We start from the raw sequence: 26,040 nt of genomic DNA, 5'->3' as shown, positions 1-26,040 counted from the left end.
TCCGGGTCTCTCCACTTGCTCTTCACTCTCGCTTCGGGCAGGTTTCACAATGTTGCTGCCGTCAGTTCCAAGCGAGAATTCAGCCAAGCCTTAGTGCGGAGATTGCGTCCCCAGATCTGGAATGCCGTGGCATTTTGAGAGTTCGTAACCCGACCGATGGACACGACACTTCAAAAAGGCCTGATGATTCTGGAAGCCTTGGCCAGGAGCGCTCAGCCGAGGAGCGTCGAAGATTTGGCGATGCAGACGGAATTGAACGAAGGCAACGTTCAAAGCGCGCTCGAAGCCTTCGAATTTGCCGGATATCTCGCGCGCGAGCCGGCTACGGGGCGCTATGGCCTGTCCTTGAAATTATGGGGATTGGGGGTCGGCCTGCTGTCCCGACTCGACCTGAAGCGGGAGGCGCAGCGCCACCTCTCGGAGCTCGCCTTGCGGACCCGCGAAACCGTGCATCTCTCGGTCCTGACCGGGTCGGACGTGATCTATATCGACAAGATCGACAGTCCCGAGCTTCTCCACGCCAGTTCGGAGATCGGCGGCAAGGCCCCAGCCCATGCGGTGGCTATCGGGAAGGCAATTCTTGCGTTTCAGCCCGCACATATCATCGAAGGGATCGGGCGGAACCTGGCCGTCTTCACGCCGAAGACCGTCGATAGCCTGGAGGCTCTCCAGCAGGAATTGTCGACGATCCGTTTGCAGGGCTATGCCGTCAATCTCGGGGAATGGCGTGGCGCCGTCTATGGGCTGGCGGCGCCGATCCGGCGCGCCGATGGCGTGGTCGAGGCGGCCGTCGGAATCTCGGGGCCGTCGACCCGCCTGACCTCGGAAATGATCGCTTTGGTTGCCGAGCAAGTCGTCGAGGCCGCGGACGACATATCGCGGGGGCTCGGCTATCGGAGAAGCCAAGGATAATCGCTTCCTGCCCCCGAAACCCGCCCGGCAGCGCGCTGCTTTTCACGCCTCGTCGCGACCGGAACTGCGTTCCCAGATCGCCACGCCTGGACCGTCCACATCCGCTTACCCGCTTGACGGGGGCTTGCTGGTGCAAGCACAGGCTATCCGGTAACAAAAAGCCGGGACGGGAAACGCATTGGCGACGGGACATCGGGGATGACGGAGGCGAGGATCTTCCGACGCCGCATCTATCATATCGGTGGGTATGACCATGCCCGCCCGGAGGTTGTGCATGGCCGCTTCGTCAGGGAGCTGCGGCGCTTCGAGCGGGTCTGGGCGGCGTCCGCCACGGCCTCCGAACCCGCCATCGGCGAGGATCTGGCGACCTGGCAGGTGCAGACGAGCGGCGCCAATTGGCGGGTCGAAACAGAATTCTGCCTGGTCCGCTGGGATGACGTGATCGCGACGATGGGCGCCGCTCCGTTGTGGCGGCGCCTTCCCGGCGGGCTGTTGTCGTTTTTCGACTTCATCCTGGCCGGAGCCTTCTGGGGATATCTGCGCGCCAGCTGGCGCTACGCGATGTTCTTTCTCTATCCCTTCCTGATCCTGGCGGTCTTGACCCTGCTCGCCTTGGCTGGTGGGGTGGCTCTGGCGCGCTCGACCGGCTCCGGCCTGATCGGAATCGGGGTCGGTATCGGCGTTTTCCTGCTTCTGTTTCATGCAGCGCAGCGTTGGCTCTATCTCGGGCTGCTCCTCGACGACTGGATTTTCTCGCGCCGCTATATCCGGCATGGCGATGCAGTTCTCGACGATCGGTTGCAGCGCGTGGCGGCCGACATCGTCCAGGCGGCGCGGGGTGACGCAGTCGATGAAATCCTCATCATCGGGCACAGCCTCGGAGCCGTGCTTGCCATCGATCTGATCGATCGCGCGATCACAGCCGGGTTGGTGCGGCAGGATGGCGGCCCGCGCATCGCGTTTCTCTCCGCCGGCTCCTCGACGCTCAAGATCGGGCTCCATCGCGGAGCAAGCCGGCTTCGCGCCGCCGTTGCACGCTTGAGCGCCTTCCCCGCACTGTTCTGGGCCGATTACCAGGCGCGCTCGGACGTGATGAACTTCTACCGCAGCGATCCGCTGCCGCTGATGGGCCTCGCCAAGACGGACTCGCCGCTCATCCGCAGCGTCAGCATCAGGCGCATGCTCGATCCGGCGCGCTATCCCCGCATTCGCAGGAACTGGTACCGGATGCATTGCCAATTCGTCAGGGGCAATGACCGGCGCGCGCCATACGACTATTTCATGTTCACCTGCGGGCCGCTCGATGCGGAACGACAAGCACGATTGAAGGACGGCGCCATGCACGCATTCGATACTGAGGGCAGAGTTCTCGACCCGGCCTCGTCGACGCAGGCTCGCGCAAATCCGATAGAGGCCCCGCAGCAATGACCCTGACCATCGCGAAGGCGATCTACGTCCTGCTTGCCGTCGGCTGGTACGTCATCCGGATTCCGCATGAACGACGCTCGCGGCGCACGCCGATCTCCCGCAGCGCCCGCGGAATGCGGGAGATCATCTTGCTTACGATCTCGTTCACCGGGCTCGGGCTCCTGCCCTTCATCTATGTCGCAACCGGGTTTCCGCGCTTTGCGAATTATCAGTTCCAGCCGCTGCTGGCCTGGATCGGCGCCGCGGTCGCGGTTGCGTCCCTGATCCTGTTCCATCTCACGCACCGCGCGCTCGGCCGCAACTGGTCGGTCTCTCTGGATCTGCGCGAGAGCCATCGCCTCGTCACCGAGGGCGTCTACCGCTATGTCCGGCATCCCATGTATTCGGCCTTCTGGCTGTGGGCGATCGCGCAAGCCTTGCTGCTGCCTAACCTTGTCGCCGGCCTGTCGGGCCTGGTCGGTTTCGGCGTTCTGTATTCCTTTCGCGTTGCACAAGAGGAACGCTTGATGCTCGACGCCTTCGGGGCGGAATACGCCGACTACATGGCGCGCACGGGCCGCGTCGCGCCGAAAATCAGCTAGGGAACATAAACGCTCTCGCCACGTTTCGAAGCTTATGCAGCCATCGCTGCAGGGGAGACTGTTAAGCTTCATCGGAAACCATAAATTTGAGCACTTTGGTCTCGCACGGCTTAGGTGATTGAAAACGCACACGATATCTGGAATACTCTACCGCGTGCCTCATCACCGTTGTTCGGCACGGAAAATGGGTATGGTGTTGCGCTAGTAGTCGAACTTCTATCATCCATGATTAGACTGTTCTCAACGAGGGCGATTCAATGAAAAAGCTTCTGGTGTTGACCGTGTCCGTTGCGCTGATGGGCGTCGGAGGATGTGCATCCATTGGCAAGGGCAAAGGCAAAGCCCCCCCGCCGGCTGCCGCACCGATCGTGACGAAGGGCTAGTTCCAGTCAGATAGAAAACGGCCGGTCCACCCGGCCGTTTTCTTACTCTGGGCTTGAGAAGACTTCGGTCATTCGATGATGCGGCGACAGCGATCGCTGTGCCGATATACGTTCCTCGCGAAAGCAGGAGTTATGCGGTGTGGTTTGACCTGAACCAACGAGCGCGCTCTTGGGCCTATATAGCCTGCGCTGCAGGCCTGTTCTGCGGCTTCGCGCCGCTCCCGGCCCAAGCGCAGGACCGCTACGCGCCCCCTGACGACAATCAGATGACCGCCACGCAGGACGCTCCGGCCGTCCGCGGGAGCCGACATCGCGCCTCGCGACGGGAAGCGAGCCAGATGGCCGGCCAGTATTTCGTCGAATTCCGGTCGCGCTACGCCCTCAGCTATGGCCACACTTTTCTCGTCTATGGCCGGCTGAACGCCAAGGGCGAGGTCGGCCAGGTCACGGCCGATCAGGTCGCCGGGCTACATCCGGCGGGCGAAGGGCCGCAGCTTTGGTCCGTCGGGCATGTTCTGCCTGTTCCGGCCGAGACCGGCCCCAGCGATGGCGATCTCGAAGACCAATACATCTCGGCGCGCTTCCAGGTTCCCCTGAACGAAGCTCAATATCGCCGCGTCGTGGCCTATATCAGGAACAAGCAGAAGACCTCTCCGGCCTGGCACGCCGTGCTCTATAACTGCAACAGATGGGTCGGCGAGGTCGCGACGTTCATGGGATTGCAGGCGCCCAGCAACACCCTGCTCTATCCGGCCGATTACATCGCCAGCCTGCGGTCTCTCAACCGCAGCAGGGTTACGGACTCGGCCTTTTCCGCCCATCGCGTTCAATAAGCGAGAACGCTTCCGGTCTTCGCGCGCTGCCATGTCATGGCAGCGCGTAAGCTTGTTTGGAGCAACGATCCAACTGAATCGTTGCTCTAGCGCTTCGTTCTAACGTGTTTTCTTCACGCGAACCGGTGTCCACTTCGCTCGAAAATGCTTTAGCGATCAGCGCAGGACCAGGACCGGGGTTCCGACCGAGACGCGTTCGAACAGATCGACGATGTCGTCGTTGAACATCCGAAAGCAGCCATAAGACGCAAAGGTGCCGATCGAATCCGGCCGATTGGTGCCATGGATCGCATATTGGCCGCCACCGGACAGCGTCAGCGCCCGCGCGCCCATCGGGTTGCGTGGCGAGCCGCCCGGGATGACGTCGGGAAGCTTGGGGTTGTCGCGCTTGATCTCGTCGGGCGGCGACCAGGCGGGTTCGACATGCTTGCCCTCGACCAGCACCTCGCCAAGCCATTGCTTGGAGGCCTTCCCGACCGCAACCTGGTAGCGGATGGCGGTGCCATCGCCCTGCACCAAATACAGACGCCGTTCCTTGGTCTTGATGACGATCGCGCCAGGCGCCGCCTCGCCCCTATAGGCAACGATTTCGCGTGCGCCGGCCGGCATGGCAACCGCCAACGCAATCAGTACGAGACTTGTCCGCAGCATCACTTCTGAGCCCCAGCCATTGTCGAGCAGCAAGATTACCATAACTCAGTAACCCATGGACACCTAACGGGAAATTAGCCGCCCAACGGGTTGGCGACGCCAAGGTAGCATCCCCTGTATCGCCGATCCGGAGCCGCGGCACGCGCGAACATCCCAGGTTGGAATAGTCGAGATCCGGGGGCTTTGGAGCGTCGGCTGCCCAGCTCCGGCCCCTCGCGAAGGCGCATCCTGCTCTTGCTCTTAGATGAGAGCCGGGGACGTCCCGGGCCCGCCTCCTATACCATCGTATATTTCGCGACCCCATGGTCCGATTGACCGGATAGGCCCCGGCGAGCACAGAGGGCATGTCTTCACCGCGCTCGCGGCTCGAAGGCATTTAGCAACAACCGGCCCCGCCCTTCGCAGGGATGAAGCCCCAAGCGATCGATCGACCATGGTCTCCAGCCGTGGGCGAGAGGTCATGCCGTCAGCATGGATCGCGCTCGATGCTGGCCCGCGGGCGGAGCTTCTGGCGATTCGAGGAGGTGAATCATGAGCAATGTCATTCTCTTCCGCAGCCGGGCTGCTCTTTCCAACCCAGGCTGGGGCGACGGCATCGCCTTCAGCAAGAACGCCTGCAGCAAGAACGCCTGCGCGATCGTTCGCCTGCATCCGGCACGGCGCCCGATACCGGTCGCGATATGGCGTCTCGACGCAGCCGGTCGCCTGGAATGCCGCTGGTCCAGCCAGGAGAGCGCTTCCCTCGACGAGGCCCGACATAGCGGCGGCTGGAACGGCCGGGCGGCTTGAGCCGCCTGGTCGAGCCGACTCCCTCCTTGCACGCGAAATCGCGGCGACAAGATCGCCCGGCCGGCAACAGAAGCCCGAGGTGACCCATGGTGTTTCCAACAAATGACCGAAGCGGCCACAGCGCGCTGGCAGCGCTCACCCGCAACCGCATCCTGCCCAACATCTACGATCTCGCTGCCTTCTCGCTGCTCGCGGCGATCGCCGTGCTGGCCTTCCATGGCGCTGCCGGGATGCGCTCGCCGCTGGAGGGCCTTGCCACCGCTCCGGTCGCGCTCGATCCCATCCTGTTGCCGGAATACGCGCTCCGCACGACGCTCAGGATGTTCGCGGCGATCATCGCCTCGCTTATCTTCACCTTCGTCGTCGCGACGCTCGCCGCCAAGAGCCGGCGCGCCGAGATGATCATCATTCCGGCGCTCGACATCCTTCAATCGGTGCCGGTGCTCGGCTTCCTGACCTTCACCGTCACCTTCTTCATGGGCCTGTTCCCGGGTAGCCAGCTTGGCGCCGAATGCGCCGCGATCTTTGCGATCTTCACCAGCCAGGCCTGGAACATGGCCTTTTCCTTCTACCAGTCGCTCAGGACCGTGCCGCGCGATCTCGACGAGGTCAGCCGCGGCTTTGGCCTCTCGTCCTGGCAGCGCTTCTGGCGACTGGAGGCTCCCTTCGCGGCGCCGGGCCTGGTCTGGAACACGATGATGTCGATGTCGGGCGGCTGGTTCTTCGTGGTCGCCTCCGAGGCGATCACGGTGGGCGACACGACAGTCCAGCTGCCCGGCCTGGGCTCCTGGCTCGCACTCGCCATCAAGGAGCAGGACTTCGCCGCCGTCGCCTGGGCGGTGCTGGCCATGGCGATCGTGATCGGCCTGTATGACCAGCTCCTGTTCCGCCCCATCGTCGCCTGGGCCGACAAGTTCCGCTTCGAGCAGACGGCCGGCCAGCAGAAGCCGCGCTCCTGGGTCTATGGGCTGATCCGGCGCACGCATCTGCTCAAATATCTCTCGGGCCCATTCGCCTGGCTCTGGAACCGGCTCCTGCTGGTGCGGCTGTCGCAAAGGCGCCGCGCCGCGCCGGCGCCGGCGCCGGGGCGAGGCGCACAGGCGGCCACGCGGGCAATCGACTATGCCTGGCTCGGCCTGGTCGTCGCCATCGGCGCCTGGAGCGCCTGGACGGCTGTGTCCTATGTCGGCCAGAGCTTGTCGCTATCCGATGTCTGGGACCCCTTGGGCCGCGGCTTCGTCACTCTGCTCAGGGTCATCCTGCTCATCGCGGTGGCCAGCCTGATCTGGGTGCCATTGGGGGTCTGGATCGGCCTGCGGCCGGCCGTGGCCGAGCGCGTCCAGCCGATCGCGCAGTTCCTGGCGGCCTTTCCCGCCAATGTGCTGTTTCCCTTCGCTGTCGTCGCCATCGTCGCGACCGGCGCGAACCCCGACATCTGGCTCTCGCCGCTGATGGTGCTCGGCACGCAATGGTACATCCTGTTCAACGTGATTGCCGGGGCGAGCGCCTTCCCGACCGATCTGCGCGAGGTCTCCGCGGTCTATCAGCTGCGCTCCTGGACATGGTGGCGCCGCGTCATGCTGCCGGGAATCTTCCCCTATTACGTCACCGGGGCGCTGACGGCCTCGGGCGGCTCGTGGAACGCCAGCATCGTCGCCGAGGTCGTGAGCTGGGGCGACACCAAGCTCGAGGCCTATGGGCTCGGCTCCTACATCGCCAAGGCGACCGAGGCGGGCGATTTCCCCCGCGTCGTCCTGGGCATCGCCGTGATGTCGCTCTTCGTCACCCTGTTCAACCGCACGCTCTGGCGCCCGCTCTACGTCTTCGCGGAACGCCGCCTGCGTCTCGACTGACCCCTTCCGCTGGAGGATCGCACCATGGATGCCACCGTCATCACCCGGACGCCCCAGACTGCCAGGACCGCGCCGCTCGTCAGCGCTGCCCAAATCTGCCAGACCTATGACAAGGGCGCATCGGGCTCGCTCGTCGTGCTCGACAAAGTCGATGTCGAGCTCAGGCCCGCCGAGATCGTCGGCCTGCTCGGCCGCTCCGGCTCGGGCAAATCGACCCTTCTTCGCGCCATCGCCGGTCTGATCCGGCCAAGCAGCGGCACCGTCACCTTTCAGGGCAAACCGGTGACCGGACCGACCTCGGGCGTCGCCGTGGTCTTCCAGAGCTTCGCGCTGTTCCCCTGGCTGACCGTGCTGGAGAATGTCGAGCTCGGGCTGGAGGCCCAGGGCGTGGTCCCGGCCGAGCGGCGCAAGCGCGCGCTCGCAGCGATCGACCTGATTGGCCTCGACGGCTTCGAGAGCGCCTATCCCAAGGAGCTCTCGGGCGGCATGCGCCAGCGTGTCGGCCTGGCGCGCGCACTCGTCGTCCATCCCAAGGTGCTGCTGATGGACGAGCCGTTCTCGGCGCTCGACGTGCTCACGGCGGAGACTTTGCGCACCGACCTGCTCGACCTCTGGTGCGAGGGGCGGATGCCGATCGAGGCCATCCTGATGGTGACCCACAACATCGAGGAGGCGGTGCTGATGTGCGACCGCATCCTGATCTTCGGCTCGAATCCCGGGCGGGTGATCGCCGAGATCAAGGTCGAGATGCCCCAGCCCCGCAACCGGCTCGATCCTGCCTTCCGCATGCTGGTCGAGGACATCTATGCCCGCATGACCGCCAGGTCGGGGGCACCGATGCGCGAAGGCCTTTTCCCAGGCACCGGCATCTCCATGTCGCTGCCACGCGTCTCGACCAATCTCATGGCCGGCATGATCGAGGCGATCGCGGCCGATCCCTACAAGGGCGAGGCCGATCTGCCGCCGCTTGCAGCCGAGCTTCACCTTGAGATCGATGATCTCTTCCCGGTGGCGGAAACGCTCCAGCTTCTGCGCTTCGCCGATCTGGAGGGCGGTGACATCAAGCTGACGGCACCGGGTCTGCGTTTCGCCGACAGCGACGTCGACGCGCGCAAGCGCCTCTTCTCGCAGCATCTGGCAACTTACGTCCCGCTCGCGGCCCATATCCGCCGTGTGCTCGACGAGCGGCCGAGCCATCGCGCCCCGGCGCGGCGCTTCCGCGACGAGCTCGAGGACCACATGTCGGAAGACTACGCCGCCACGACCTTGAAGGCGGTCACGAACTGGGCGCGCTACGCCGAGTACTTCGCCTATGACGAGCAGGCCGAGCTGTTCACGCTCGACGATCCCGGCTGAGCCCGGCGGGGCACGGCGATCGCGCCCCACAGCAGATCGGCTGGAGCGTTTTCGAACGAAGCGTTTGCGCGGAGAAACCGCGTCAAAACAAAAGGCTAGAGCAATTGAACGATCCAACCGGATCGGAAATTGCTCTAAGGTAGCGACCGAAGACAGGTTCGCCGGGGGCGGTACAGAGGTCAGCGCATGAGACGCAAATGGCTGACATTTCCGATCGAGAGGCCCCTGCTTTGGCTGGGGCTTTGGGTGTTCGTCGCCGCCATCTTCGCGGCCGACACCGTCACGGATCGGGAGATCGCCTTTGCCGTCCTCTATGTTGCGGTCATCCTGATCGCGGCGCAGTCCGGCCGGACGCGCCTCATTGCGAGCATCGGTGTCGGATGCGCCGTCCTGACGGTCGTGAGCTATGTCCTCACCACGCATGGCGACCGTCAATCGGGCCTGGTGAACGGTGCCTTGAGCCTGCTCGCCATCGCAACGACGACCTTTCTCGCGATCAGGAACGAGACCACCGAGGCTCGCGCCCGGCAGGCCCTGGCGGATCTGGCCCATATGGCGCGCGTCACGACCATGGGGGAGCTCACGGCCTCGATCGCCCATGAGGTCAGCCAGCCGCTTGCCGGCATCGTCGCCAATGGCCACGCCGCCTTGCGCTGGCTCGACGCCTCGCCGCCCTCGCCCGATGAGGCAAGGCGCGCGCTCGGCCGCGTCGTGACGGATGCCGATCGCGCCGGCGAGGTTATCGGCCGCGTCCGCCGCCTTGTCACCAAATCTCCGCCCTCGCGCGACAGGGTCGACCTCGCCGGATTGATCGACGAGGCCCTGGTTCTGGCGCGCACTGAGCTCCGCCGGAACCGCGTCGTGCTGCGCACCGATTACGGCGCCGACCTTCCGCCCCCCTTGGTCGACCGCGTCCAGCTGCAGCAGGTCATCCTCAACCTCGTGGTCAACGCCGCCGAGACGATGGGCGGGCTGGAGACCGGCCCGCGTGATCTGCTCGTCAGCGCAGCCGCCGACGCCAGCAAGATCACGGTGAGCATTCGCGATACCGGCGTCAGTCTCGCGCCAGTGGCGATCGCGCAGGTCTTCGAGGCCTTCTACACGACCAGGCCCGGCGGCATGGGCATGGGGCTGGCGATCAGCCGCTCGATCGTGGAGGCTCATGGCGGCACGATCTATGCCGCGCTCAACCATCCGCGCGGCATGGTGTTCGGCTTCACGCTCCCGCTGAACATGACGAGGACAGCCTAGGACCATGAGCCAGGAGACCCCGACCGTCTTCGTCATCGACGACGATCCCTCCGTGCGGGACGGGCTCGACAGCCTGCTCCGCTCCGTGGGCTATGCGGTTGCGTGCTTCGCATCGGTCCGCGAATTCTCGCTGGTTCGTCGCCCCGACCAGCCCTCCTGCCTGGTTCTCGATGTCAGGATGCCTGGGCCCAGCGGCATGGATTTCCAGGCGGAGCTGGCAAAATTGCGCGATCCCCTGCCGGTCATCTTTCTGACCGGCCATGGTGATGTGCCGATGGCCGTGCGCGCCATGAAGGCCGGCGCCGTCGAGTTCCTGCTGAAGCCCTTTCGCGAGCAGGACCTGCTCGACGCGATCCGTGCCGCCATCGACATCGATCGTGGGAGGCGCGCGGGCGAGGCGGCATTGGCCGAGATCAAGGCGTGCTTCGAGACGCTTTCGATGCGCGAGAGGGATGTGATGGCATTCGTCGTCCAGGGCCGCCTCAACAAGCAGATTGCGGCCGAGCTCAACCTCAGCGAGATCACCGTGAAGGTCCATCGTGGCCAGGCCATGCGCAAGATGAAGGCCGCAACGCTTGCGGATCTGATCCGCATGGCGGACAGGCTGGCCAAGCCTGCCATCCCGAGGTCTTAGAGCCCATCTGATTGGACATTCGAGCCCTCATCCAGAGGAGCCGCGTAGCGGCGTCTCGAAGGATGCTCCAGATGGTTCGGGAGCCTGCTGAAGCATCCTTCGAGACGCGCTTCCTGCGGAAGCGCTCCTCAGGATGAGGGCTCAGGGAGTTTCCAAACGATCTCTTACAGCTAAAGGTCCGTGCTTTGCGGCAGGATGACGAGATCGCGGATCGTGACGTTGCGGGGCCGGCTGAGCATGAAGAAGACGGCCTCCGCCACCTCCTCGGCCTCGATCAGGCCGCCGGCCGCACGCTCGGCTTCGAGCTTTTCGCGCGGCCAGTCCGCGATCAGCGCCGTCACGACCGGGCCGGGCAGGACGGCGCCGACACGCAGGCCGTGCGGAATGACCTGACGGCGGACGGTATGAACGAAGGCCTGCACCGCGTGCTTGGAGGCGGTGTAGATCGGCTCCCACACCACCGGGACGACGCCGGCGACCGAACTCGTGACGATGATGTCGCCGGTCTTGCGCGCGATCATATGCGGCAATACCGCGTGGATGCTGCGAAAGGTGGCGTTGACGTTGAGATTCAGCATCCGGTCCCAGGCATCAGGATCGCCGTCACTGACCGGCCCGCCGACATAGGAGCCGGCATTGGCGTGAAAGATGTCCAGTTGGCCGGTCCTTGCGAGAATCTGCGGCATCATGCCGGCGACCGAAGCGGCATCGGTCAGATCGACGACGAGCGGTATCGCCTCCGCGCCGAGCGGCCCGCATATGCGAGCCAGCGCGTCTTCGTCGCGATCGACCAGGATGACGCAAGCTCCGGCTGCGAGCAGGCGCTTTGCGCAAGCGAGCCCGATCCCCGAGGCGGCGCCCGTGATCGCGGCGGTTTTTCCGGCCAGTTGCTGCGTCACGTGGTCGACTCCGATACTGCGTGATCTTCGGTTGAGCGCATCAGGTCACCAGCCACGCGCGCGGCGTCCTGCAGATGGTTGAAGGCGGCAAACCGCCTGTCATGCAGCGCGGCGATATCACCGCCGGCTGGTGTGAAGGCGCTCGCCGTTGGGGCCATCTCGGCCATGGCTTGGGCGAGATCCTGGAAGGTGCCGGCCGCGGCCGCACCGAGCATTGCCGCGCCGAGCAGGACGGGGTCGACATCGTCAGGCACGAGCACGGGCAAACCGGCGCAGTCGGCCAGCAATTGCCGGATCAGCGGGTGGCGGCCCGCGCCGCCGCTGAGCACGATCGCTTCGATCATGGCGCCCTGGGCGCTGCTCGCCTTCAGAATCTGTCGCAGCCCATAGCCGATACCGGTGAGCCCCGCGACATAGAGCGCAACGAGATGGTCCAGGTCGCGCTCCATGCAAAGACCAGCGATCAAGGCGCGCGCCTGCGGATCGGCATGCGGTGAGCGATTGCCGAGGAAATCGGGCACGACGACGAGGCTCTCCGCCAATCGCACGGCATCGGAGAGGTCCTCGCTCCCCGCAGCCGCGCGGTCTGCCAGCCAGCTGGGCAGCGAAAGACCATCTTTCGCGGCCAGGCGTTGCGCCTCCGGCGTGGCCGGGTGGAAGCCGATCAACTGCTCGATGGCCGCGCCGGCGGCGGATTGGCCGCCTTCGCTGAGCCAGAGCCCCGGCGCCATCGCCGAGAAATAGGGACCCCAGACGCCCGGGATGAAAATCGGCTCGCGGCTGCTCGCCATGGTGCAGGCCGAGGTGCCGAAGACATAGGCCATGCGGGTCAGAGCCGTGCCATGTTCGGAGCGGACGCCGACCGAGCCGAGACCGCCGGCATGCGCGTCGATCAGCCCGGCCGCAACCGCCGTGCCCGGCTTCAAACCGAGATCGGCCGCGGCCTGCACCGTCAGGCCTTGGCCCAGGGCCGTGCCACCGGGAACGATCTCAGTGCCGATGCGCGCAAAACCCTGCTCGGCCAGATCGCCGAGCCCGATCTGGAGGAAATAGCCGGCATCCCAGCGCGCCTCATGCGCCAGATAGGTCCATTTGCAGGTGACAGTGCAGGATGAGCGCGCCAATGAGCCGCTCGCCCGCCAGGTCAGGAAGTCGGCGAGATCGAGGAACTGCCAGGCCGCATCATAGCTCTCCGGCAGATGCTCCTTGAGCCAGAGCAGCTTCGGCGTTTCCATCTCGGGCGAGATCGTGCCGCCGACATAGGCGAGCACCGGATGCTTGATGCGGTTGATGCGTTCAGCCTGCGCGAGGGCGCGGTGATCCATCCAGACGATGATGTCGCGGCTCGCATCGCCATGGGCGCCGACGGGCAGCGGTGCCCCGTTCTGCCCGAGCACGACCAGCGAGCATGTCGCATCGAAGCCGATGCCGGCGATGGCCTCAGCTGTGAGCTTCGCTTGCGCCATCGCCGCGCGCACGCTGGCGCAGACGGCGCGCCAGATATCCTCGCTCGACTGCTCCGCGATATCGGGCCCGTCCTGATAGAGCGCGATGTCGCGCTTGCCCGTCGCGAGCATGCGCCCGTTTCGGTCGAAGATGCCGGCACGGGCGCTGCCGGTGCCGACGTCGATGCCAATGAAATGCTCGGTCATATCCTCGCGATCCTGTCGGCGGGGGCGGCGATGGCCGCCCCGTGCAAGAGCTACCGCGCGCAAGAGCGGTCAGGCTGCGGTCAGGCCGCGGCCCGGTTCGGCGGTCCGGCGCGGCTGCCGTCGGGGTTGCGCAGATAGACGCCATGGTCGAGCTGCTGGCGGCGCAGCTCCTCGAGGTCGATATCGGCCGGCGGGCGGTTGCCGCGCACCGAAATCTTGGCCGCGCGCCCGGCGGCCTCGCCCATCGCCATGCAGGTCGCCATGACGCGGATCGCGCCCATGGCCTCATGCGTGGCCGAGATGCTGCGGCCGGCGACCAGGAGATTGCCGATCTTCTGGGGAACCAGTGACCGGTACGGGATATCGTAGCAATCGCCGCACCAGATCAGGGTGCAGCCGTCATCCGAGGGTCGGTGAATGTCGATCGGATAGCTCGCCACGGCGATCGCATCGTCGAAATGCGTGCAGGCCAGCACATCCTCCTGCGTCATCACATACTGACCGAGAATGCGGCGCGTCTCGCGGATGCCGAGGAAGGGCGCCGTCTTGGTGAAATAGGCCTTCTCGAAGCCCGGCACATAGTTGACGAGATAGGTCACGATGTCGTCGATCTGGGCCCGGCCCTCGATCTCGCCCTTGGTCAGGCTGCGCGCATTGGTGCCGTCAGTGCCCTTGACCCGGGTCATGTTGATCCAGACCTCGCCCTTCTTCAGGCCGGTGATGATGATCGTGCGCTCGTTGGGAATCGCCAGGCCGCGCTCGGCCTTGGCCTTGGCGATGAGTTCGCGCATGCCGACGACGATGAACTGCCGGTTCTGGCCGAAATACTCGGCGGGAATGAAATCGGTGAGATAGGTGCGCGCCTCGGGCGGAGCATTCGCGATGCTCATCCGCAGTGCGTCGGTGTCGACGCCGGCGAGACAGAACATCAGCGTCGGCGGCTGCATGCCGCCATCGGCATTGCCCTTTTCGGTCGGCACGCCGGCGCTGTAGGCGACGTCGGCGTCGCCACTGCAGTCGATCACGACCTTGGCGAGGATGGCGGTGCGGCCGGTCTTGCTCTCGGTGATGACGCCCCGGATAACGTCGTTCTCGACCAGCGCGCCGGCAAAGAAGGTGTAGAACAGCACATCGACGCCGGCCTCGATCAGCATCTCCAGCGCCACGGTCTTGACGGCTTCGGGCTCGACCAGGGTGATGCCCATATGCAGCGGGCAGGGCCGGTGCTCGCTTGCACCGTCACGTTCCCGACGCAGGCGTTCGATGAACTTCTGCGGCAACCCGTCGATGATCTGGTTGCCCTTCTGGCCGAGGAAGCCCAGCACCGGCAAGCCGATCGTCATGTTGCCGCCGACGAAGCTGCGGCTCTCGATCAACCCGACGCGCAGGCCGTCCTCGGCGGCGGCGAGCGCGGCGGTGAGGCCCGATGGCCCGCCGCCGACGACGAGCACGTCGTATTCGGCCGAGACGGGGATGGAGCGCGCCGGCTCCTCGATGAAGCGAACCCCGGTCATGGACATGAGGCGATTTCCTTCCACTGGCATTGAGTCGATTGGCGGTTAAGTCGATGGGCTGAGCAGGGGCCGGCGCCGAGGCGCCGGCCGTTATTCGTCGGATCAGGCCGGCATCATCGGCTTGATGCGCTCGATGATGGCGGAGACGGCGTCCTTGACGGGCTTGCGCCCGAGAACAGCGAGCTGGACTTCCTCGAGGAAGGTCGCCTGGGCGCGCGCAGCCTCGGGAAATGGCGGGAAGGCGCCGCGCGCCGTCGCCAGGACCTTGGCCTCGACGGCGGCGAGCGCGTTCTTCGCCTTCAACCCCTCATCGGCATAGGTCGAGACGCGCACCGGCCCATTGCCGTTGATCGCCATGCCCAGCGTCACGCGCTTGCTCGAGACCTCCTTGATGAAGCTCCAGGCGAGCGCCTTGTCCTTGGCGTTCCGGGGGATCGCCATCGCCCAGGCTTCGACGACGGAAGCCATCGGAACCTTGCCCTTGATCGTCGCGGAGCCGGGGAACTCGATCGCCTTGATCCTGCCGGGGAACTTGCTCTGGTCGGGGTTGTTGAGCTGGGCGGCGCGGGCGAAGGGCAACGGCGAAAAGGCCGCCCTGCCTTGCTGCATCCAGGTGACGTGGTCGTCGTTCTTGGTAGTGGCATAGCTGCGCGGCAGCGCGCCGGCCTCGAACATGCCGCGCAGAGCCGAAAGCGCGGCTTCCATCGCCGCGCGATCGGGGACGAGCTTGAGATCCGCGCTGATGAAATCGCCGCCGAAGGCGCGTGCGAACATCACCGGGAAGACGGCGAGGTCGCTCGCCAGCACCATGCCGACGACCGGCGTGCCGGCTTTCGAGGTGAAGGTCGTCTTCTTGCATTGCTCGATCAGCTCTTCGAGCGTGGTCGGCGGTGCGGAGATGCCGGCCTCCTCCAGCAGCGCCTCGTTGTAGAACAGGCCCTGCGTGGCATGGCGGACGGGGATGCCGATCAGCTTGCCATCGATCGTCATGCCCTGCACGAGACCAGGCGCAATGTCTGCGAAGTCCTCGATCGCATCCTGCTTCTGATAGGGCTCGAGCGGCTCGAACAGCGCCGCGATCTGAGAGGTCGGGCGGTTGTCGATGAGATAGCCGACGCCGTATTCGGTTTCCTTCAGGCTGGCCTCGCGGAAGAGCCGGTCCTGCAGCGGGTTGGAATCGAAGGTCGTGAAGGCGATCTCCGCGTCCTTGGCCTTGAGCCAGTCCTTCAGCAGATCGCCGTCGCCGGAGCCCAGCACGGTCTGGTGGACCTTGTGGCTGAGCACGTTCAGCGTCTTGCCGGCTGCGAGCCCCGGCCGAACCGAGAACGCGGCTGCCGCGCCCATAGTGCCAGCGACGAATGTTCTGCGGGTCAGTTTCGTTTCAGGCTTCTTCGACATGGTTTCCTCCCTTTTATGGTTGGCTACCCCTTCGTCGAACCGGCGGTGAGGCCAGCCACGAGGTAGCGGTTCATGAAGACGACGAAGAGCAGGACGGGCACGAGCTGCACGGTCGAGGCAGCAAAGAGGATTCCCCAGTCCACGCCATCGATGGAGCCGATCATCTCGGAGATGACGAGCGGCGCCGTCTTGGCGCGCGTGGCCGTGAAGACGAAGGCGAAGAGGAACTCGTTCCAGGAGAACACGATCACGAAGACTGCGACCGCCAGCACGCCCGGCATCGCCAGCGGTACGATCACCTTGCGCAGGATCGTCAGGCGGCTGGCGCCGTCGATGGCGGCCGCCTCGTCGAGCTCGCGCGGGATCTGGTCCATGAAGGTGCGCATCAGCACCGTGCCGAGCGACACGAAGAAGGTCGCGTAAAGCAGGATCAGCACGAGATGCGTGTCGTTGAGGCCGAGCGTGTTGACGATCGGGAACAGCGGCAGCGTCACCACGATTGGCGGGATGAGGCGCACGATGATCAGCCCGGCGATGCTGGCGCCGAACCAGCGCCCGGAATGGCGGGAATAGACATAGCCCGCGCAGGTGCTGGCGACGATCGCGAGCAGCGTCGCGCCGACCGTGATCAGCAGGCTGTTCAGCAAGGCGTCGAAGAAGACGCCCCAGGAGCGCCAGAGCTCGACATAATGCTTCAGCGTCGGGGTGAAGATCCATTTCGGCGGCACCGCGAAGATGTCCTGCCCCGGCTTCAGCGAGGAGACGGCGATGAACAGGATCGGGAACAGCGACCAGAGCAGGATCGCTGCGACCGCGACCGCCTTGCCCAGCCCGATCAGCCAGCGCTCAGTGCGCCAGGAATCGGTGCGCCAAGAATCAGTGAGCATGGGCGAGCCCTCCCCGCCTGAGCAGGAAGACATAGGCACCCGCCAGCAAGAGCGAGATCACGACCATGATCCAGGCGGTCGCGGCGGCCGGGCCGAAGGCGTTGAAGCTGAAGGCCTCCTGGTAGAGATAGATCGCCACGACCTCGGTCGACCGGGCCGGACCACCTTTCGTCAGCAGCCACGCCTCCGAGAACAGGCGAAAGGCGAAGATGTAGCGAAACAGCAGCGCGATCAGCATCGCGGGCGCAAGCAACGGCAGCGTCACGCGCCGAAAGGCCTGCCAGCGCGTGGCGCCGTCGATCCTGGCCGCCTCGTAGAGTTCGGCGGGGATGGCAAGGCGCGCGGCATAGACGATGACGAAGGTGAAGGGCAGGTGCAGCCAGATCGTCAGGAGCCCGATCAGGGTCATCGCATGCGATGGCTCGAACGACCAATCCAGCGTCGGCAGGTTGAGCGCGCGCAGCGCCAGCGTGATCGGCCCGGCATCGGGATCGAACAGGAAGCGCCACATCACCACGGCGGTGACCTCGCTCACCGCGTAAGGCGCGAGCACCGCGACGAGCAGGAAGCGGCGGAACGGCAGGCCGCTGGCGAAGAGCAGCGCCATGCCGAGCCCAACAGCGAGTTCGAGATGGACCGCGACGACGACGAGCACGACCGTGTTCAGCAAGGCGTGGTGAAAGGCCGGATCGGCAAGGACGCGAACATAATTCTGCAGCCCGACGAAGCTCGGCGCCTGGCCGAAGCTCGACATGTTCAGGCTGAGCCAGACCACATAAAGCGACGGCAGCACGATCACGCTCAGGATGAGCAGATGCACCGGCGCAAGCAGCGGCAGAAGCCGTGCTGTTGTTGGAAGCTGCACTATTTCCTCCGGAACTCTCTTGATCCGGGCTCTCTTGGCCCGGTGATCACGTCGTCATTGTCTTTCAGTGGATGGCGTTCACCGCCGTCTTCGTCTCCTGGTCCTGCAACAGACTGAGGCTTTCGCTGTCGTCCTTGGCGGCAGGCGAAAGATCGCGCACGGAATCGCGTACCTGCAGGCTGGTCTGCAGAACCGTGCCCAATGGCGGCGAGGCATCGCCGGACATGCGCCGGCGCAAGCGCTCCCAGGCAGCGGCGGCGATCTCGGCGATCGGCTGACGGATCGCGGTAAGGCCGGTCTTGCGCGCGCTCATCCAGGGATAGTCGTCGAAGCCGACGACGGAGACCGGATCGGGGATATCGATGCGCAGCCGCGCTAATGCCGACAATGTGCTGAGCGTGATGACATTGGTCAGGGCGATGACCGCGCTCGGCCGCTTATGCCGTTCGAGCCAGTGCACGAAGGCCTCCGTGCCGCGCTCCGCATTCGATCCGAGCTCGATCACGGTCGGGTCGGCCCCCAATCTCGCGCGGATCAGCGCGGAGGCGCCGCGGACGCGCTCCCGAATCGGCGAAATCGCCAGGTTTGAGGCCGCGACGACGATGTCGCGGTGGCCGAGCTCGAGCAGATGGCGGGCGGCGATCTCGCCGGCCTCGCAATTGTCGATCGCGACCGTGTCGACGATCGACCCGTCCGGCGGCACGCGGTCGGCAAACACCATCGGCAGGCGCGCGAACTCGCTGTCCAGCCCGGCAGGGACGGCATCCGAACAGGGGATGACGATCAGGCCCGAGGGGCGCCAGGCCAGCAGCGTCCGCAAGCGCGACTGCTCCAGCCCGATATCGTCGCGCGAGCTGGCCACGATGATGTCGTAGCCGTCCTTCTGCGCCATGACCTCGAGCTGCGAGACGAGCGAGGTGAAGAACACGTCGTCGAGATCCGGCACGAGCACGCCGACGACCTTGGCCTGGCCCGAACGCAGTTGCGAGGCCGCGCGGTCAACCTGATAGGACAACTCGCGCGCCGCCCTCTGCACGCGCTCCTGCAGATCGGCATTCACCGGCTTGTTGCCACTGAAGACATTCGACACCGTGGCGATCGAAACGCCTGCGCGCGCCGCAACATCCTTGATCGTGACGCGCTTTGCCGACATGCGGTCCGCAGCCTGTTAAACGTTTTACTGTAAAACGTTTAACAGGCTGTTCGCGGCTTTGCAAATATCTTGCTCATGGGCTCGCCCCCCGGCGCCGGCCGATGGTGTCGGTCCGGAAATAGGCGGCCTTGGCTTCGATGTGCTGGGCAAATCCAATCTTGCGGTTTTGCAGCTGCATCGACAAGGATGCGTCCGCTTTCGTGCTGTCGATCATTGCCGTGCTGGTGAAGCCATGCGACGTCCCTGGCATCGACGCGAAAGTGAAGGCGTGAACGCGCCGCGTTTCGGGAGACGACCATGCAGCAGCCTGATCGCTATTTGATGGCCGGCGTGATGGGCTATCCCATCATGCATTCGCGCTCGCCCGTGCTGCATAATTATTGGCTGCGGGAGCACGGCCTGAATGGCGTTTATGTCCCGCTTGCGGTGAAACCCGAGGGGCTGGCGGCAGCATTGCGGGCGCTGCCCGCCCTCGGCTTCTCCGGCTGCAACCTGACGATGCCGCTCAAGGAGCTGGCGCTGTCCATCGTCGATCGCGTCTCTCCGATCGCACGCCAGATCGGCGCCATGAACTGCGTCATCGTCGCCCCCGACGGAAGTCTCGAAGGGCATAATTTCGAAGCGTTCGGATATGCCGAGTCGCTTGCCCAGGACGTGCCGGGATGGACGGCGGATGCGGGGCCGGTGATCGTCATCGGCGCAGGGGGCGGCGCCCGGGCTGTCATCGCCGGCCTTGCCGATCGCGGCGCCACGGATATTCGCGTCTGCAATCGCTCCGCGGCGCGGGCCGAGCAGCTTGCGGCGGAATTCGGTGTGAAGGTTCTGGCCTGGGATCGGCGGCACGACGCCATCGGAGATGCCGCCTTGCTCGTCAACACGACCAATCAGGGCATGGGCAAGGAGCAGGCGCTCGATCTCGACCTCGCTAAGCTGCCTCCCTCCGCTGTCGTCTCCGACCTGATCTACGTGCCCCGGGAAACGCCGCTGCTCGCAGCGGCGCGCGCGCGGGGCAACCGCACTGTGAATGGTCTGGGCATGCTGCTCAATCAGGCCCGGCCAGCGTTCAAGAATTGGTTCGGCGTCATGCCCGAGATCACGCCCGGTCTGCGCGCCGCCATCGAGGCGACGCTCTGAGAGCCCGTTTGGAAAGCTTCTGAGCCCTCATCCTGAGGAGCGCTCCGCAGGAGCGTGTCTCGAAGGATGCTTCAAGAGGCTCCGGAGATATCTGGAGCATCCTTCGAGACACCGCTGCGCGGCTCCTCAGGATGAAGGCTGGAGTTTCCAAACACGCTCTGAGCCTTGTCACGCGCCGAACTGGAACAGGCGCATCGGCGTATCCCACAACAGCTTGGCCCGGTCTGCGGCACGGGGAAACAGCAGATCGACCATCCCAAGCAACGGGCCGTAATCCATTCGCTCCGGTGCGCGAAGATGCGGCCAGTCGGAGGCCCACATGCAGCCATCGAGGCCGTATGACTCGACCAGCGCCTCGATGAAGGGCCAGACGTCGCGATGCGGAAAGCGCTCCTGCGAGAACTTGGCGAAGCCCGAGAGTTTGATAAAGCAGCGTCCGCTGGCGCCAAGGCGGCATAGCGCGGCAAAGCCCGGCTGTTTCAGCCCGTCAGTAATGATCGGCCGCCCGCAATGGTCGATGAGGATTTTGACGGCGCGATCCTCGATACGCGGCAGCAGGCCGAGAAACTGATCGCCTTCCGTCTGAATCTGCAGATACATGCCGAGCGCTTCGAGATGGCCGATCAGCGGAGCGATATCGGCATAATACGCGACGCTGTGATAGGTCGCGTTGATGGCGACCCCGACGATCCCCATCGCCTGCAGGGCCGTGAGCGTTTCGCGATCGCACGTGTTTGGCACGACCGCGATGCCCTTATAGCTGCCATTGCCACGGCTGATCGCGTCCAGCAGGCAGCGATTATCGTTTCCGTAGCCGGAATTGGGACCGACGATGAGGCAATGTTCGACGCCGTAGAAGGTGCGGACAGCCGCCAATTGCTCGGCGGTGCCGATCTCCTGGCCCGATGGCTCATATTTCACATCCGGCCCGTAAGGGAACCGCGCAGGATCCAGGATGTGGACGTGGCAGTCGATCTTGCGTTCTTCAAATGCGCTCATGCCGATCACACCCATGTTGCGCGATATCTATCGGCAAAAGCCATCCAGTAACCAGCCATATGCCGGCTTGACCCTCAGGCCACCGGCGCTGCCTCCGGCTTCAACTCCTCGACCGGCGGAATGCGGCCCTCGAACCAGTAGGCCGCCGCGGCGCGCGACATCGCCGCCCCATCATGGCCGATGCCGGGCACGCTGATCAGCGACCAGTTGCAGGGCAGACCGCGCCGCGCCGCCTCCGCTCTGGCGAAGTCGAGGACGAAATGCGCCCGCGCATAGCGCATCGGCCCCTGCGCCAGGGCCTCGGACTGCGCCGGCAGGTTGGGATCGCTGGTGACGATGTCCTGGTCGCCTGCGAAGATCACCATCGGCCAGGCCAGCCAGCGCGCCAGCTCCGCCTCGCCGAGGCGCAGCCCGTCGAGGCCCTCCGGGAAGCGCCGCTCCAGCGTCGGCAGCGTGTACCAGCCCGAATTGGCGGCGAAGGCCGTCTCGAACGGCGTCTGCGCTTGCGTCGCCAGCAGGCGGTGGACGAACTGGCCGCCGGCGGAATGGCCAAACAGCCTGACCTTGTCGCGCGTCGTCACGCCGGCCTGGCGCAGCGCCGCCAGCACGCGGGCGGGCACGGCATAGAGCCAGTCGCCTTCTGCGGCGATGGCGCCGTCTTCGCCGACGACGAGACCGTTATTATAGCCTTCCGCCCTCGGGAAATGGTCGTTGCCGAAGGTCGGGGCGACGATCAGCAAATTGTGCTTTTCGGCCGCCTCGATCCAGAAGTCGCGGTAGTCGTCGCCATTGCGCAGCATGCCGTGCTGGACGAAAACGACCTCGTCCTGCGGGCGATGGCGTGCCGGCCGGTAGACATTGACCTGCAATGGCCGCTGCGGGTGACGGGCGTCGATGAAAGGCAGCGTGCTGCGCCCCACCAGTGGATCGAGAACAAGCGTGGTCATGCGGCTTTCCCTGTGGTGTGCAGGTGGCAGGCGGCGCTGCGGCCAGGCGCGATCTCGACGAGGTCCGGGCGGACCTCGCGGCAAACAGCCATGGCGTGCTCGCAGCGCGGGTGGAAGGGACAGCCCGGGGGCGGGGCCAGCGGCGACGGCAATTCGCCCTTCAGCGGCTGGAAGCTGCTCTTGCGCCGCGCCGCCGAGGGAATCGCCTTGATCAGCGCGGCGCTGTAGGGGTGTGCCGGCTCGGCGAAGATCGCGGTGGCGCTGCCGATCTCGACGATGCGGCCGAGATACATGATCGCGACGCGGTCGCTGATATGGCGGACCAGGCCGAGATCATGGCTGACGAAAAGATAGGTCAGCCCGTGCCGCTCGCGCACATCCATGAACAGGTTGATCACCTGCGCCTGGATCGAGACGTCCAGCGCCGAGACCGGCTCGTCGCAGACCAGGAAATCAGGCTTCACCGCGAGCGCCCGGGCAATGCCGATGCGTTGGCGCTGGCCGCCGGAGAACTGGTGCGGGTAGCGCTCGCGATAGGCCAGATCGAGCCCGACTTCGCTCAGCGCCCGGTCGACCGCACCATTGAGCTCCGCCCTCGGCACGAGCTTGTGGACCGCAAGCGCCTCGCCGACGATACGACTCACCCGCATACGCGGATCGAGCGAGGCGTAAGGGTCCTGGAAGATCATCTGCACCTTGAGCAGATAATCGAGCCGCTCCTTGCCCTTCAGAGCCGCGGCCGAGCGGCCCTTGTAGAAGACCTCGCCCGCGGTCGGCGGCAGGATGCCGGTGGCGATGCGCGCCAGGGTCGATTTCCCGCAGCCGGATTCGCCGACCAAGCCGAGGACTTCGCCCTTCGCGACGCTGAGATCGACGCCGTCGACAGCCTTGAGGGTCGCAGGCGGCGCGTGCCGGCCGATCGCGGTCAGGATGCGCTCGGCGATATTGGCCTTGCCACGGAAGTATTTGCTGATGCCGCGCAGTTCGAACAGGGGCTCGCTCATGCCGCCACCAGGTTCGGTTTGGGGGCTGCGGGCACGGGGTTGTGGCAGCGCAGGGTGCGGCCGTCATAGGCCTGCGGCTGCGGATCGCTGTCGGCGCAGACCGGCAGCGCCCGCTCGCAACGTGGCCGGAACGGGCAGCCGGAGGGGCGCGAATCGATGCGCGGCGCGACGCCGTCGATCTGGTGCAGGCGCTCGCCCGGCTCGACCATGCTGGCCGAGGAGTTGAGCAGGCCGAGCGTATAGGGGTGGCGCGGCCGGTCGAGCACGGTCTCGACATCGCCGATCTCGACGATGCGCCCGGCATACATCACCGCCACCCGGTCGGCGAGCTCGGCGACCACGGCAAGGTCATGCGTGATCCAGATCACCGAGCAGCCGGTCTCGCGCGAGAGCTTCTGCACCTCGTAGAGGATCTGCGCCTGGATGGTGACGTCGAGCGCAGTGGTCGGCTCGTCGGCGATGATCAGGTCGGGGTCGTTCAGGAGCGCGGTCGCGATCGCCACGCGCTGGCGCATGCCGCCGGAGAATTCATGCGGGAACTGCTTCAATCGCGTCTCCGGCGAGGAGATGCCGACCCGCGCCAGCGCCTGTGCAGCCTTGGCCAGCGCCTCGTCGCGGCTGCAGTCGCGATGCTCGAGGATCGCCTCGCTCATCTGCTCGCCGATGCTGAGCACCGGGTTCAGCGTCATCAGCGGATCCTGGAAAATCATCGCGATCCGGTCGCCGCGCAATTGGCGCAGGCGTTCCTGCGAGGCGGCACGCAGATCGGTGCCATCGAACAGCACCTCGCCGGCAACGACCTCGCCCGGCGGGTCGATCAGCTGCACCAGCGAGAAGCCGGTCACCGATTTGCCCGAGCCGGACTCGCCGACGAGGCCGAGCACCTCGCCCCTGGCGACATCGAAATCGACGCCGTCCACCGCCGCCCAGGCGCCGTCCTGCGCATGGAACACGGTCTTGAGGCCGCGCACGGAAAGGAGAGGGGTTTTGCTCACGTCCACGTTGAAGCTCATGCGCGCACGTTGAAGCTGCGGCGCAGGCGGTCGCCGACGAGATTGAGCGACATGATCAGCAGCACCAGCGCGATGCCGGGGAAGACGGCGATCCAGTATTCGCCGGAGAGCAGGAACTCGAAGCCATTGGCGATGAGGAGGCCGAGCGAGGGCTGTGTCACCGGCACGCCGACGCCGAGGAAGGACAGCGTCGCCTCCAGCGTGATCGCCGAAGCGATGCTGATGCTGGCGACGACGAGCACGGCGCCGACCGAGTTCGGCAGCAGATGCGCCAGCATGATGTGGCGGGTCGGCAGGCCGAAATTGATGGCGGCCTCGATATACTCCTTGCGCCGCTCGACCAGCGCGGCCGCCCGCATCAGACGGGCGTATTGCGCCCATTGCACCAGCACGATGGCGAGGACGACCTTGTCGACGCCGCGTCCGATCGAGGCCAGCAGCACGAGCGCGACCAGGATCGAGGGAAAGCCGAGCATGAAGTCGACGATGCGCATGATGACGGCGTCGACCGCGCCGCCGAACTGCGCCGCGGTGAGCCCGGCGAGGATGCCGATGGTGAGCGCGCCAATGGTGGAGGCGAGGCCGACGAGCAGGCTGGTGCGCAGGCCGTAGAGGATGGCGCTGAACATGTCGCGGCCCTGGGCATCGCTGCCGAGCCAATAGGTGAAACCGCCCATGCCCTGCTCGCCGGGCGCCAGCCGGTTGTCCATCACGCTGAGCGCGCCGAGATCATGCGGGTTCTGCGGCGCGATCACCGGCGCCAGCAAAGCGAGCACCACCATGATGCCGAGCAGGATCACGGCGCCGCGCGTCGTCGGCCGGTTGCGCAGGCGGCGCAGGACCTTTTCGCGCAAGGGTGTATCGGCCTGCGCTGGGCCGGCGAGGCGGGGCAAGTCCGAGCGGGGCAAGTCCAGGCTCATGCCTGCTCTCCGGCGAGCTTCACCCGCGGGTCGAGCGCGGCATAGAGCACGTCGACCAGGAAATTGACGGTGACGAAGAGCAGCGTTGCCAGGAGGACATAGGCGACGACCACAGGCCGGTCGAGCTGGTAGACCGAGTCGATCAAGAGCTTGCCCATGCCCGGCCAGGCGAAGACGGTCTCGGTGATGGTCGAGAACGCGACGAGGCTGCCGAACTCGACGCCGACCACGGTGACAATCGGGATCAGGATGTTGCGCAGCACATGCCGATTGACGATGCGCCGGGGCCGCACACCCTTGGCGCGGGCATATTTGACATAGTCCTGCGTCATCGTCTCCGCGGTGCCGGCGGCGACGAGGCGCACGATCAGCGCGAGATTCGGGATCGCCAGGTTGAGGGCCGGCAGGGCGATATGGTGCAGCCCGTCCAGCGTCAGCAGGCTGGTCTGGAGGCCGAGCAGCGAGACCGTCTCGCCGCGCCCTGCCGTCGGCAGCCAGCCGAGCAGCACGGCAAAGAGCAGGATCAGCATCATGCCCTTCCAGAAGCTCGGCAAGGAGAAGCCGAGCACGGTTCCCGCCATGACGATGCGGGCGCGCCGGCTGTCGGGGTTGAGGCCGACCATCAGCCCGAGCGGGATGCCCGTAGTGAGCGCCAGCGTCATCGCCAGCAGCACCAGCTCGAAGGTCGCCGGCAACCGCGCCAGGATCAATTGCAGCGCCGATACGCCATGGACGAAGGAGCGACCAAGATCGCCCTTCAGGGCGTTGCCCATGAAGGTCAGGTATTGCTGCCAGACCGGCAGATCGAGCCCGAGCCGGCGGATCAGCGCCTGGCGCTCGGCATCGCTGACCTGCGGCGAGACCAGGAGCTCGATCGGGTCGCCGATGCCGTAGACGGCGAAGAAGACCACGACCGAGACCGCGAGCAGCACGAGCACGCTCTGGATCAGCCGCTGCAGGACATAGGCGGTCATGCCGAACCTC

General features: G+C 65.5%; 26 protein-coding genes. 11 read left to right on the top strand and 15 right to left on the bottom strand.

The window, feature by feature from the left end:
* Positions 1–156 precede the first annotated feature (156 nt).
* From J2Y55_RS23275 to J2Y55_RS23255, 5 genes are all read left to right on the top strand, one after another.
* Entirely contained in the window at positions 157–912 is a 756-nt protein-coding gene (locus J2Y55_RS23275; protein ID WP_310158357.1) for an IclR family transcriptional regulator, read from the top strand.
* Positions 913–1,110: 198 nt separating this feature from the next.
* A complete protein-coding gene (locus J2Y55_RS23270) occupies positions 1,111–2,340 on the top strand; it encodes a hypothetical protein (RefSeq protein ID WP_310158355.1) in 1,230 nt (409 codons plus the stop codon).
* A complete protein-coding gene (locus tag J2Y55_RS23265) occupies positions 2,337–2,921 on the top strand; it encodes a protein-S-isoprenylcysteine O-methyltransferase (RefSeq protein ID WP_310158353.1) in 585 nt (194 codons plus the stop codon). Before J2Y55_RS23270 ends, J2Y55_RS23265 begins: the two co-directional genes overlap by 4 nt.
* Positions 2,922–3,178: 257 nt before the next feature.
* A complete protein-coding gene (locus tag J2Y55_RS23260) occupies positions 3,179–3,304 on the top strand; it encodes an ABC transporter (protein WP_310158351.1) in 126 nt (41 codons plus the stop codon).
* A 266-nt stretch (positions 3,305–3,570) separates the two neighbouring features.
* Positions 3,571–4,137: a hypothetical protein gene (locus J2Y55_RS23255; RefSeq protein ID WP_310158350.1), complete on the top strand. Its 567-nt coding sequence runs from the start codon at positions 3,571–3,573 to the stop codon at positions 4,135–4,137.
* A gap of 156 nt (positions 4,138–4,293) precedes the next feature.
* On the opposite strand, the gene J2Y55_RS23250 is transcribed toward J2Y55_RS23255, so the two are convergent.
* The gene (locus J2Y55_RS23250) at positions 4,294–4,788 is read right to left on the bottom strand and encodes a L,D-transpeptidase (protein ID WP_310158387.1); all 495 of its coding nucleotides are present in this window, start codon (positions 4,786–4,788) and stop codon (positions 4,294–4,296) included.
* Between the two features lie 531 nt (positions 4,789–5,319).
* Between J2Y55_RS23250 and J2Y55_RS23245 the strand changes: the two genes are divergently transcribed.
* The 5 genes from J2Y55_RS23245 to J2Y55_RS23225 all read left to right on the top strand — a co-directional run bounded on the left by J2Y55_RS23245 (position 5,320) and on the right by J2Y55_RS23225 (position 10,671).
* Positions 5,320–5,577 (top strand): hypothetical protein, encoded by a 258-nt coding sequence (locus tag J2Y55_RS23245; protein WP_310158349.1) that lies wholly within the window; start codon positions 5,320–5,322, stop codon positions 5,575–5,577.
* A gap of 86 nt (positions 5,578–5,663) precedes the next feature.
* Positions 5,664–7,430, top strand: a complete 1,767-nt coding sequence (locus tag J2Y55_RS23240) for an ABC transporter permease (protein WP_310158348.1) — start codon at positions 5,664–5,666, stop codon at positions 7,428–7,430.
* 24 nt (positions 7,431–7,454) lie between these two features.
* On the top strand, positions 7,455–8,786 hold the full coding sequence (locus J2Y55_RS23235) for an ABC transporter ATP-binding protein (protein WP_310158347.1): 1,332 nt from the start codon (positions 7,455–7,457) through the stop codon (positions 8,784–8,786).
* A 186-nt stretch (positions 8,787–8,972) separates the two neighbouring features.
* Positions 8,973–10,037 (top strand): sensor histidine kinase, encoded by a 1,065-nt coding sequence (locus tag J2Y55_RS23230; RefSeq protein WP_310158346.1) that lies wholly within the window; start codon positions 8,973–8,975, stop codon positions 10,035–10,037.
* Positions 10,038–10,041: 4 nt separating this feature from the next.
* Entirely contained in the window at positions 10,042–10,671 is a 630-nt protein-coding gene (locus tag J2Y55_RS23225; RefSeq protein ID WP_310158345.1) for a response regulator transcription factor, read from the top strand.
* Positions 10,672–10,841: 170 nt separating this feature from the next.
* Here the strand turns inward: J2Y55_RS23225 and J2Y55_RS23220 are convergent, their stop codons facing one another.
* The 8 genes from J2Y55_RS23220 to J2Y55_RS23185 form a co-directional block, all read right to left on the bottom strand.
* A complete protein-coding gene (locus tag J2Y55_RS23220; protein WP_310158343.1) occupies positions 10,842–11,570 on the bottom strand; it encodes an SDR family oxidoreductase in 729 nt (242 codons plus the stop codon).
* Complete coding sequence (locus tag J2Y55_RS23215) at positions 11,567–13,222, bottom strand: FGGY-family carbohydrate kinase (RefSeq protein ID WP_310158342.1); 1,656 nt, start codon at positions 13,220–13,222, stop codon at positions 11,567–11,569. The genes J2Y55_RS23220 and J2Y55_RS23215 overlap by 4 nt, the downstream gene beginning before the upstream one ends.
* A gap of 80 nt (positions 13,223–13,302) precedes the next feature.
* A complete protein-coding gene (locus J2Y55_RS23210) occupies positions 13,303–14,742 on the bottom strand; it encodes an FAD-dependent oxidoreductase (protein WP_310158341.1) in 1,440 nt (479 codons plus the stop codon).
* 96 nt (positions 14,743–14,838) lie between these two features.
* On the bottom strand, positions 14,839–16,134 hold the full coding sequence (locus tag J2Y55_RS23205) for an ABC transporter substrate-binding protein (protein WP_310158340.1): 1,296 nt from the start codon (positions 16,132–16,134) through the stop codon (positions 14,839–14,841).
* A 23-nt stretch (positions 16,135–16,157) separates the two neighbouring features.
* Entirely contained in the window at positions 16,158–17,021 is an 864-nt protein-coding gene (locus tag J2Y55_RS23200) for a carbohydrate ABC transporter permease (protein WP_310158339.1), read from the bottom strand.
* Positions 17,011–17,886, bottom strand: coding sequence for a carbohydrate ABC transporter permease (locus tag J2Y55_RS23195; protein ID WP_310158337.1), 876 nt, complete (start codon positions 17,884–17,886; stop codon positions 17,011–17,013). The genes J2Y55_RS23200 and J2Y55_RS23195 overlap by 11 nt, the downstream gene beginning before the upstream one ends.
* Before the next feature lie 64 nt (positions 17,887–17,950).
* A complete protein-coding gene (locus J2Y55_RS23190; RefSeq protein WP_310158335.1) occupies positions 17,951–19,039 on the bottom strand; it encodes a LacI family DNA-binding transcriptional regulator in 1,089 nt (362 codons plus the stop codon).
* A gap of 73 nt (positions 19,040–19,112) precedes the next feature.
* Positions 19,113–19,253, bottom strand: a complete 141-nt coding sequence (locus tag J2Y55_RS23185; protein ID WP_310158334.1) for a hypothetical protein — start codon at positions 19,251–19,253, stop codon at positions 19,113–19,115.
* Positions 19,254–19,336: 83 nt separating this feature from the next.
* Here J2Y55_RS23185 and J2Y55_RS23180 point away from each other — a divergent pair, with 83 nt between their 5' ends.
* On the top strand, positions 19,337–20,173 hold the full coding sequence (locus J2Y55_RS23180; protein WP_310158333.1) for a shikimate dehydrogenase: 837 nt from the start codon (positions 19,337–19,339) through the stop codon (positions 20,171–20,173).
* 168 nt (positions 20,174–20,341) lie between these two features.
* On the opposite strand, the gene J2Y55_RS23175 is transcribed toward J2Y55_RS23180, so the two are convergent.
* From J2Y55_RS23175 to J2Y55_RS23150, 6 genes are all read right to left on the bottom strand, one after another.
* Entirely contained in the window at positions 20,342–21,172 is an 831-nt protein-coding gene (locus tag J2Y55_RS23175; RefSeq protein WP_310158331.1) for an amidohydrolase family protein, read from the bottom strand.
* Positions 21,173–21,246: 74 nt separating this feature from the next.
* Positions 21,247–22,119: an alpha/beta hydrolase family protein gene (locus J2Y55_RS23170; RefSeq protein WP_310158329.1), complete on the bottom strand. Its 873-nt coding sequence runs from the start codon at positions 22,117–22,119 to the stop codon at positions 21,247–21,249.
* Positions 22,116–23,123: an ABC transporter ATP-binding protein gene (locus tag J2Y55_RS23165; RefSeq protein WP_310158327.1), complete on the bottom strand. Its 1,008-nt coding sequence runs from the start codon at positions 23,121–23,123 to the stop codon at positions 22,116–22,118. Before J2Y55_RS23165 ends, J2Y55_RS23170 begins: the two co-directional genes overlap by 4 nt.
* Positions 23,120–24,136 carry an ABC transporter ATP-binding protein gene (locus J2Y55_RS23160; RefSeq protein ID WP_404979014.1) on the bottom strand — a complete coding sequence of 339 codons (1,017 nt, stop codon included), beginning with the start codon at positions 24,134–24,136 and terminating at the stop codon, positions 23,120–23,122. Before J2Y55_RS23160 ends, J2Y55_RS23165 begins: the two co-directional genes overlap by 4 nt.
* Positions 24,133–25,056 carry an ABC transporter permease gene (locus J2Y55_RS23155; RefSeq protein WP_310158326.1) on the bottom strand — a complete coding sequence of 308 codons (924 nt, stop codon included), beginning with the start codon at positions 25,054–25,056 and terminating at the stop codon, positions 24,133–24,135. The genes J2Y55_RS23160 and J2Y55_RS23155 overlap by 4 nt, the downstream gene beginning before the upstream one ends.
* Entirely contained in the window at positions 25,053–26,030 is a 978-nt protein-coding gene (locus tag J2Y55_RS23150) for an ABC transporter permease (protein ID WP_310158325.1), read from the bottom strand. The genes J2Y55_RS23155 and J2Y55_RS23150 overlap by 4 nt, the downstream gene beginning before the upstream one ends.
* Between the last annotated feature and the right edge of the window lie 10 nt (positions 26,031–26,040).

The sequence above is a fragment of the Allobosea sp. BE125 genome (assembly GCF_031456075.1).
GTDB lineage: Bacteria > Pseudomonadota > Alphaproteobacteria > Rhizobiales > Beijerinckiaceae > Allobosea.
Note: the sequence above shows the minus strand (reverse complement) of the source record. Positions and strands in the feature narration are given on the sequence as shown.

Coding starts and splice junctions, on each gene's coding strand:
- J2Y55_RS23165 (WP_310158327.1), bottom strand. CDS start 23,123: ATGAGCGAGCCCCTGTTCGAACTGCGCGGCATCAGCAAATACTTCCGT.
- J2Y55_RS23250 (WP_310158387.1), bottom strand. CDS start 4,788: ATGCTGCGGACAAGTCTCGTACTGATTGCGTTGGCGGTTGCCATGCCG.
- J2Y55_RS23155 (WP_310158326.1), bottom strand. CDS start 25,056: ATGAGCCTGGACTTGCCCCGCTCGGACTTGCCCCGCCTCGCCGGCCCA.
- J2Y55_RS23245 (WP_310158349.1), top strand. CDS start 5,320: ATGAGCAATGTCATTCTCTTCCGCAGCCGGGCTGCTCTTTCCAACCCA.
- J2Y55_RS23215 (WP_310158342.1), bottom strand. CDS start 13,222: ATGACCGAGCATTTCATTGGCATCGACGTCGGCACCGGCAGCGCCCGT.
- J2Y55_RS23265 (WP_310158353.1), top strand. CDS start 2,337: ATGACCCTGACCATCGCGAAGGCGATCTACGTCCTGCTTGCCGTCGGC.
- J2Y55_RS23255 (WP_310158350.1), top strand. CDS start 3,571: ATGACCGCCACGCAGGACGCTCCGGCCGTCCGCGGGAGCCGACATCGC.
- J2Y55_RS23180 (WP_310158333.1), top strand. CDS start 19,337: ATGCAGCAGCCTGATCGCTATTTGATGGCCGGCGTGATGGGCTATCCC.
- J2Y55_RS23190 (WP_310158335.1), bottom strand. CDS start 19,039: ATGTCGGCAAAGCGCGTCACGATCAAGGATGTTGCGGCGCGCGCAGGC.
- J2Y55_RS23225 (WP_310158345.1), top strand. CDS start 10,042: ATGAGCCAGGAGACCCCGACCGTCTTCGTCATCGACGACGATCCCTCC.
- J2Y55_RS23160 (WP_404979014.1), bottom strand. CDS start 24,136: ATGAGCTTCAACGTGGACGTGAGCAAAACCCCTCTCCTTTCCGTGCGC.
- J2Y55_RS23185 (WP_310158334.1), bottom strand. CDS start 19,253: ATGATCGACAGCACGAAAGCGGACGCATCCTTGTCGATGCAGCTGCAA.
- J2Y55_RS23170 (WP_310158329.1), bottom strand. CDS start 22,119: ATGACCACGCTTGTTCTCGATCCACTGGTGGGGCGCAGCACGCTGCCT.
- J2Y55_RS23230 (WP_310158346.1), top strand. CDS start 8,973: ATGAGACGCAAATGGCTGACATTTCCGATCGAGAGGCCCCTGCTTTGG.
- J2Y55_RS23175 (WP_310158331.1), bottom strand. CDS start 21,172: ATGAGCGCATTTGAAGAACGCAAGATCGACTGCCACGTCCACATCCTG.
- J2Y55_RS23210 (WP_310158341.1), bottom strand. CDS start 14,742: ATGTCCATGACCGGGGTTCGCTTCATCGAGGAGCCGGCGCGCTCCATC.
- J2Y55_RS23270 (WP_310158355.1), top strand. CDS start 1,111: ATGACGGAGGCGAGGATCTTCCGACGCCGCATCTATCATATCGGTGGG.
- J2Y55_RS23275 (WP_310158357.1), top strand. CDS start 157: ATGGACACGACACTTCAAAAAGGCCTGATGATTCTGGAAGCCTTGGCC.
- J2Y55_RS23200 (WP_310158339.1), bottom strand. CDS start 17,021: ATGCTCACTGATTCTTGGCGCACCGATTCCTGGCGCACTGAGCGCTGG.
- J2Y55_RS23240 (WP_310158348.1), top strand. CDS start 5,664: ATGGTGTTTCCAACAAATGACCGAAGCGGCCACAGCGCGCTGGCAGCG.
- J2Y55_RS23235 (WP_310158347.1), top strand. CDS start 7,455: ATGGATGCCACCGTCATCACCCGGACGCCCCAGACTGCCAGGACCGCG.
- J2Y55_RS23205 (WP_310158340.1), bottom strand. CDS start 16,134: ATGTCGAAGAAGCCTGAAACGAAACTGACCCGCAGAACATTCGTCGCT.
- J2Y55_RS23150 (WP_310158325.1), bottom strand. CDS start 26,030: ATGACCGCCTATGTCCTGCAGCGGCTGATCCAGAGCGTGCTCGTGCTG.
- J2Y55_RS23260 (WP_310158351.1), top strand. CDS start 3,179: ATGAAAAAGCTTCTGGTGTTGACCGTGTCCGTTGCGCTGATGGGCGTC.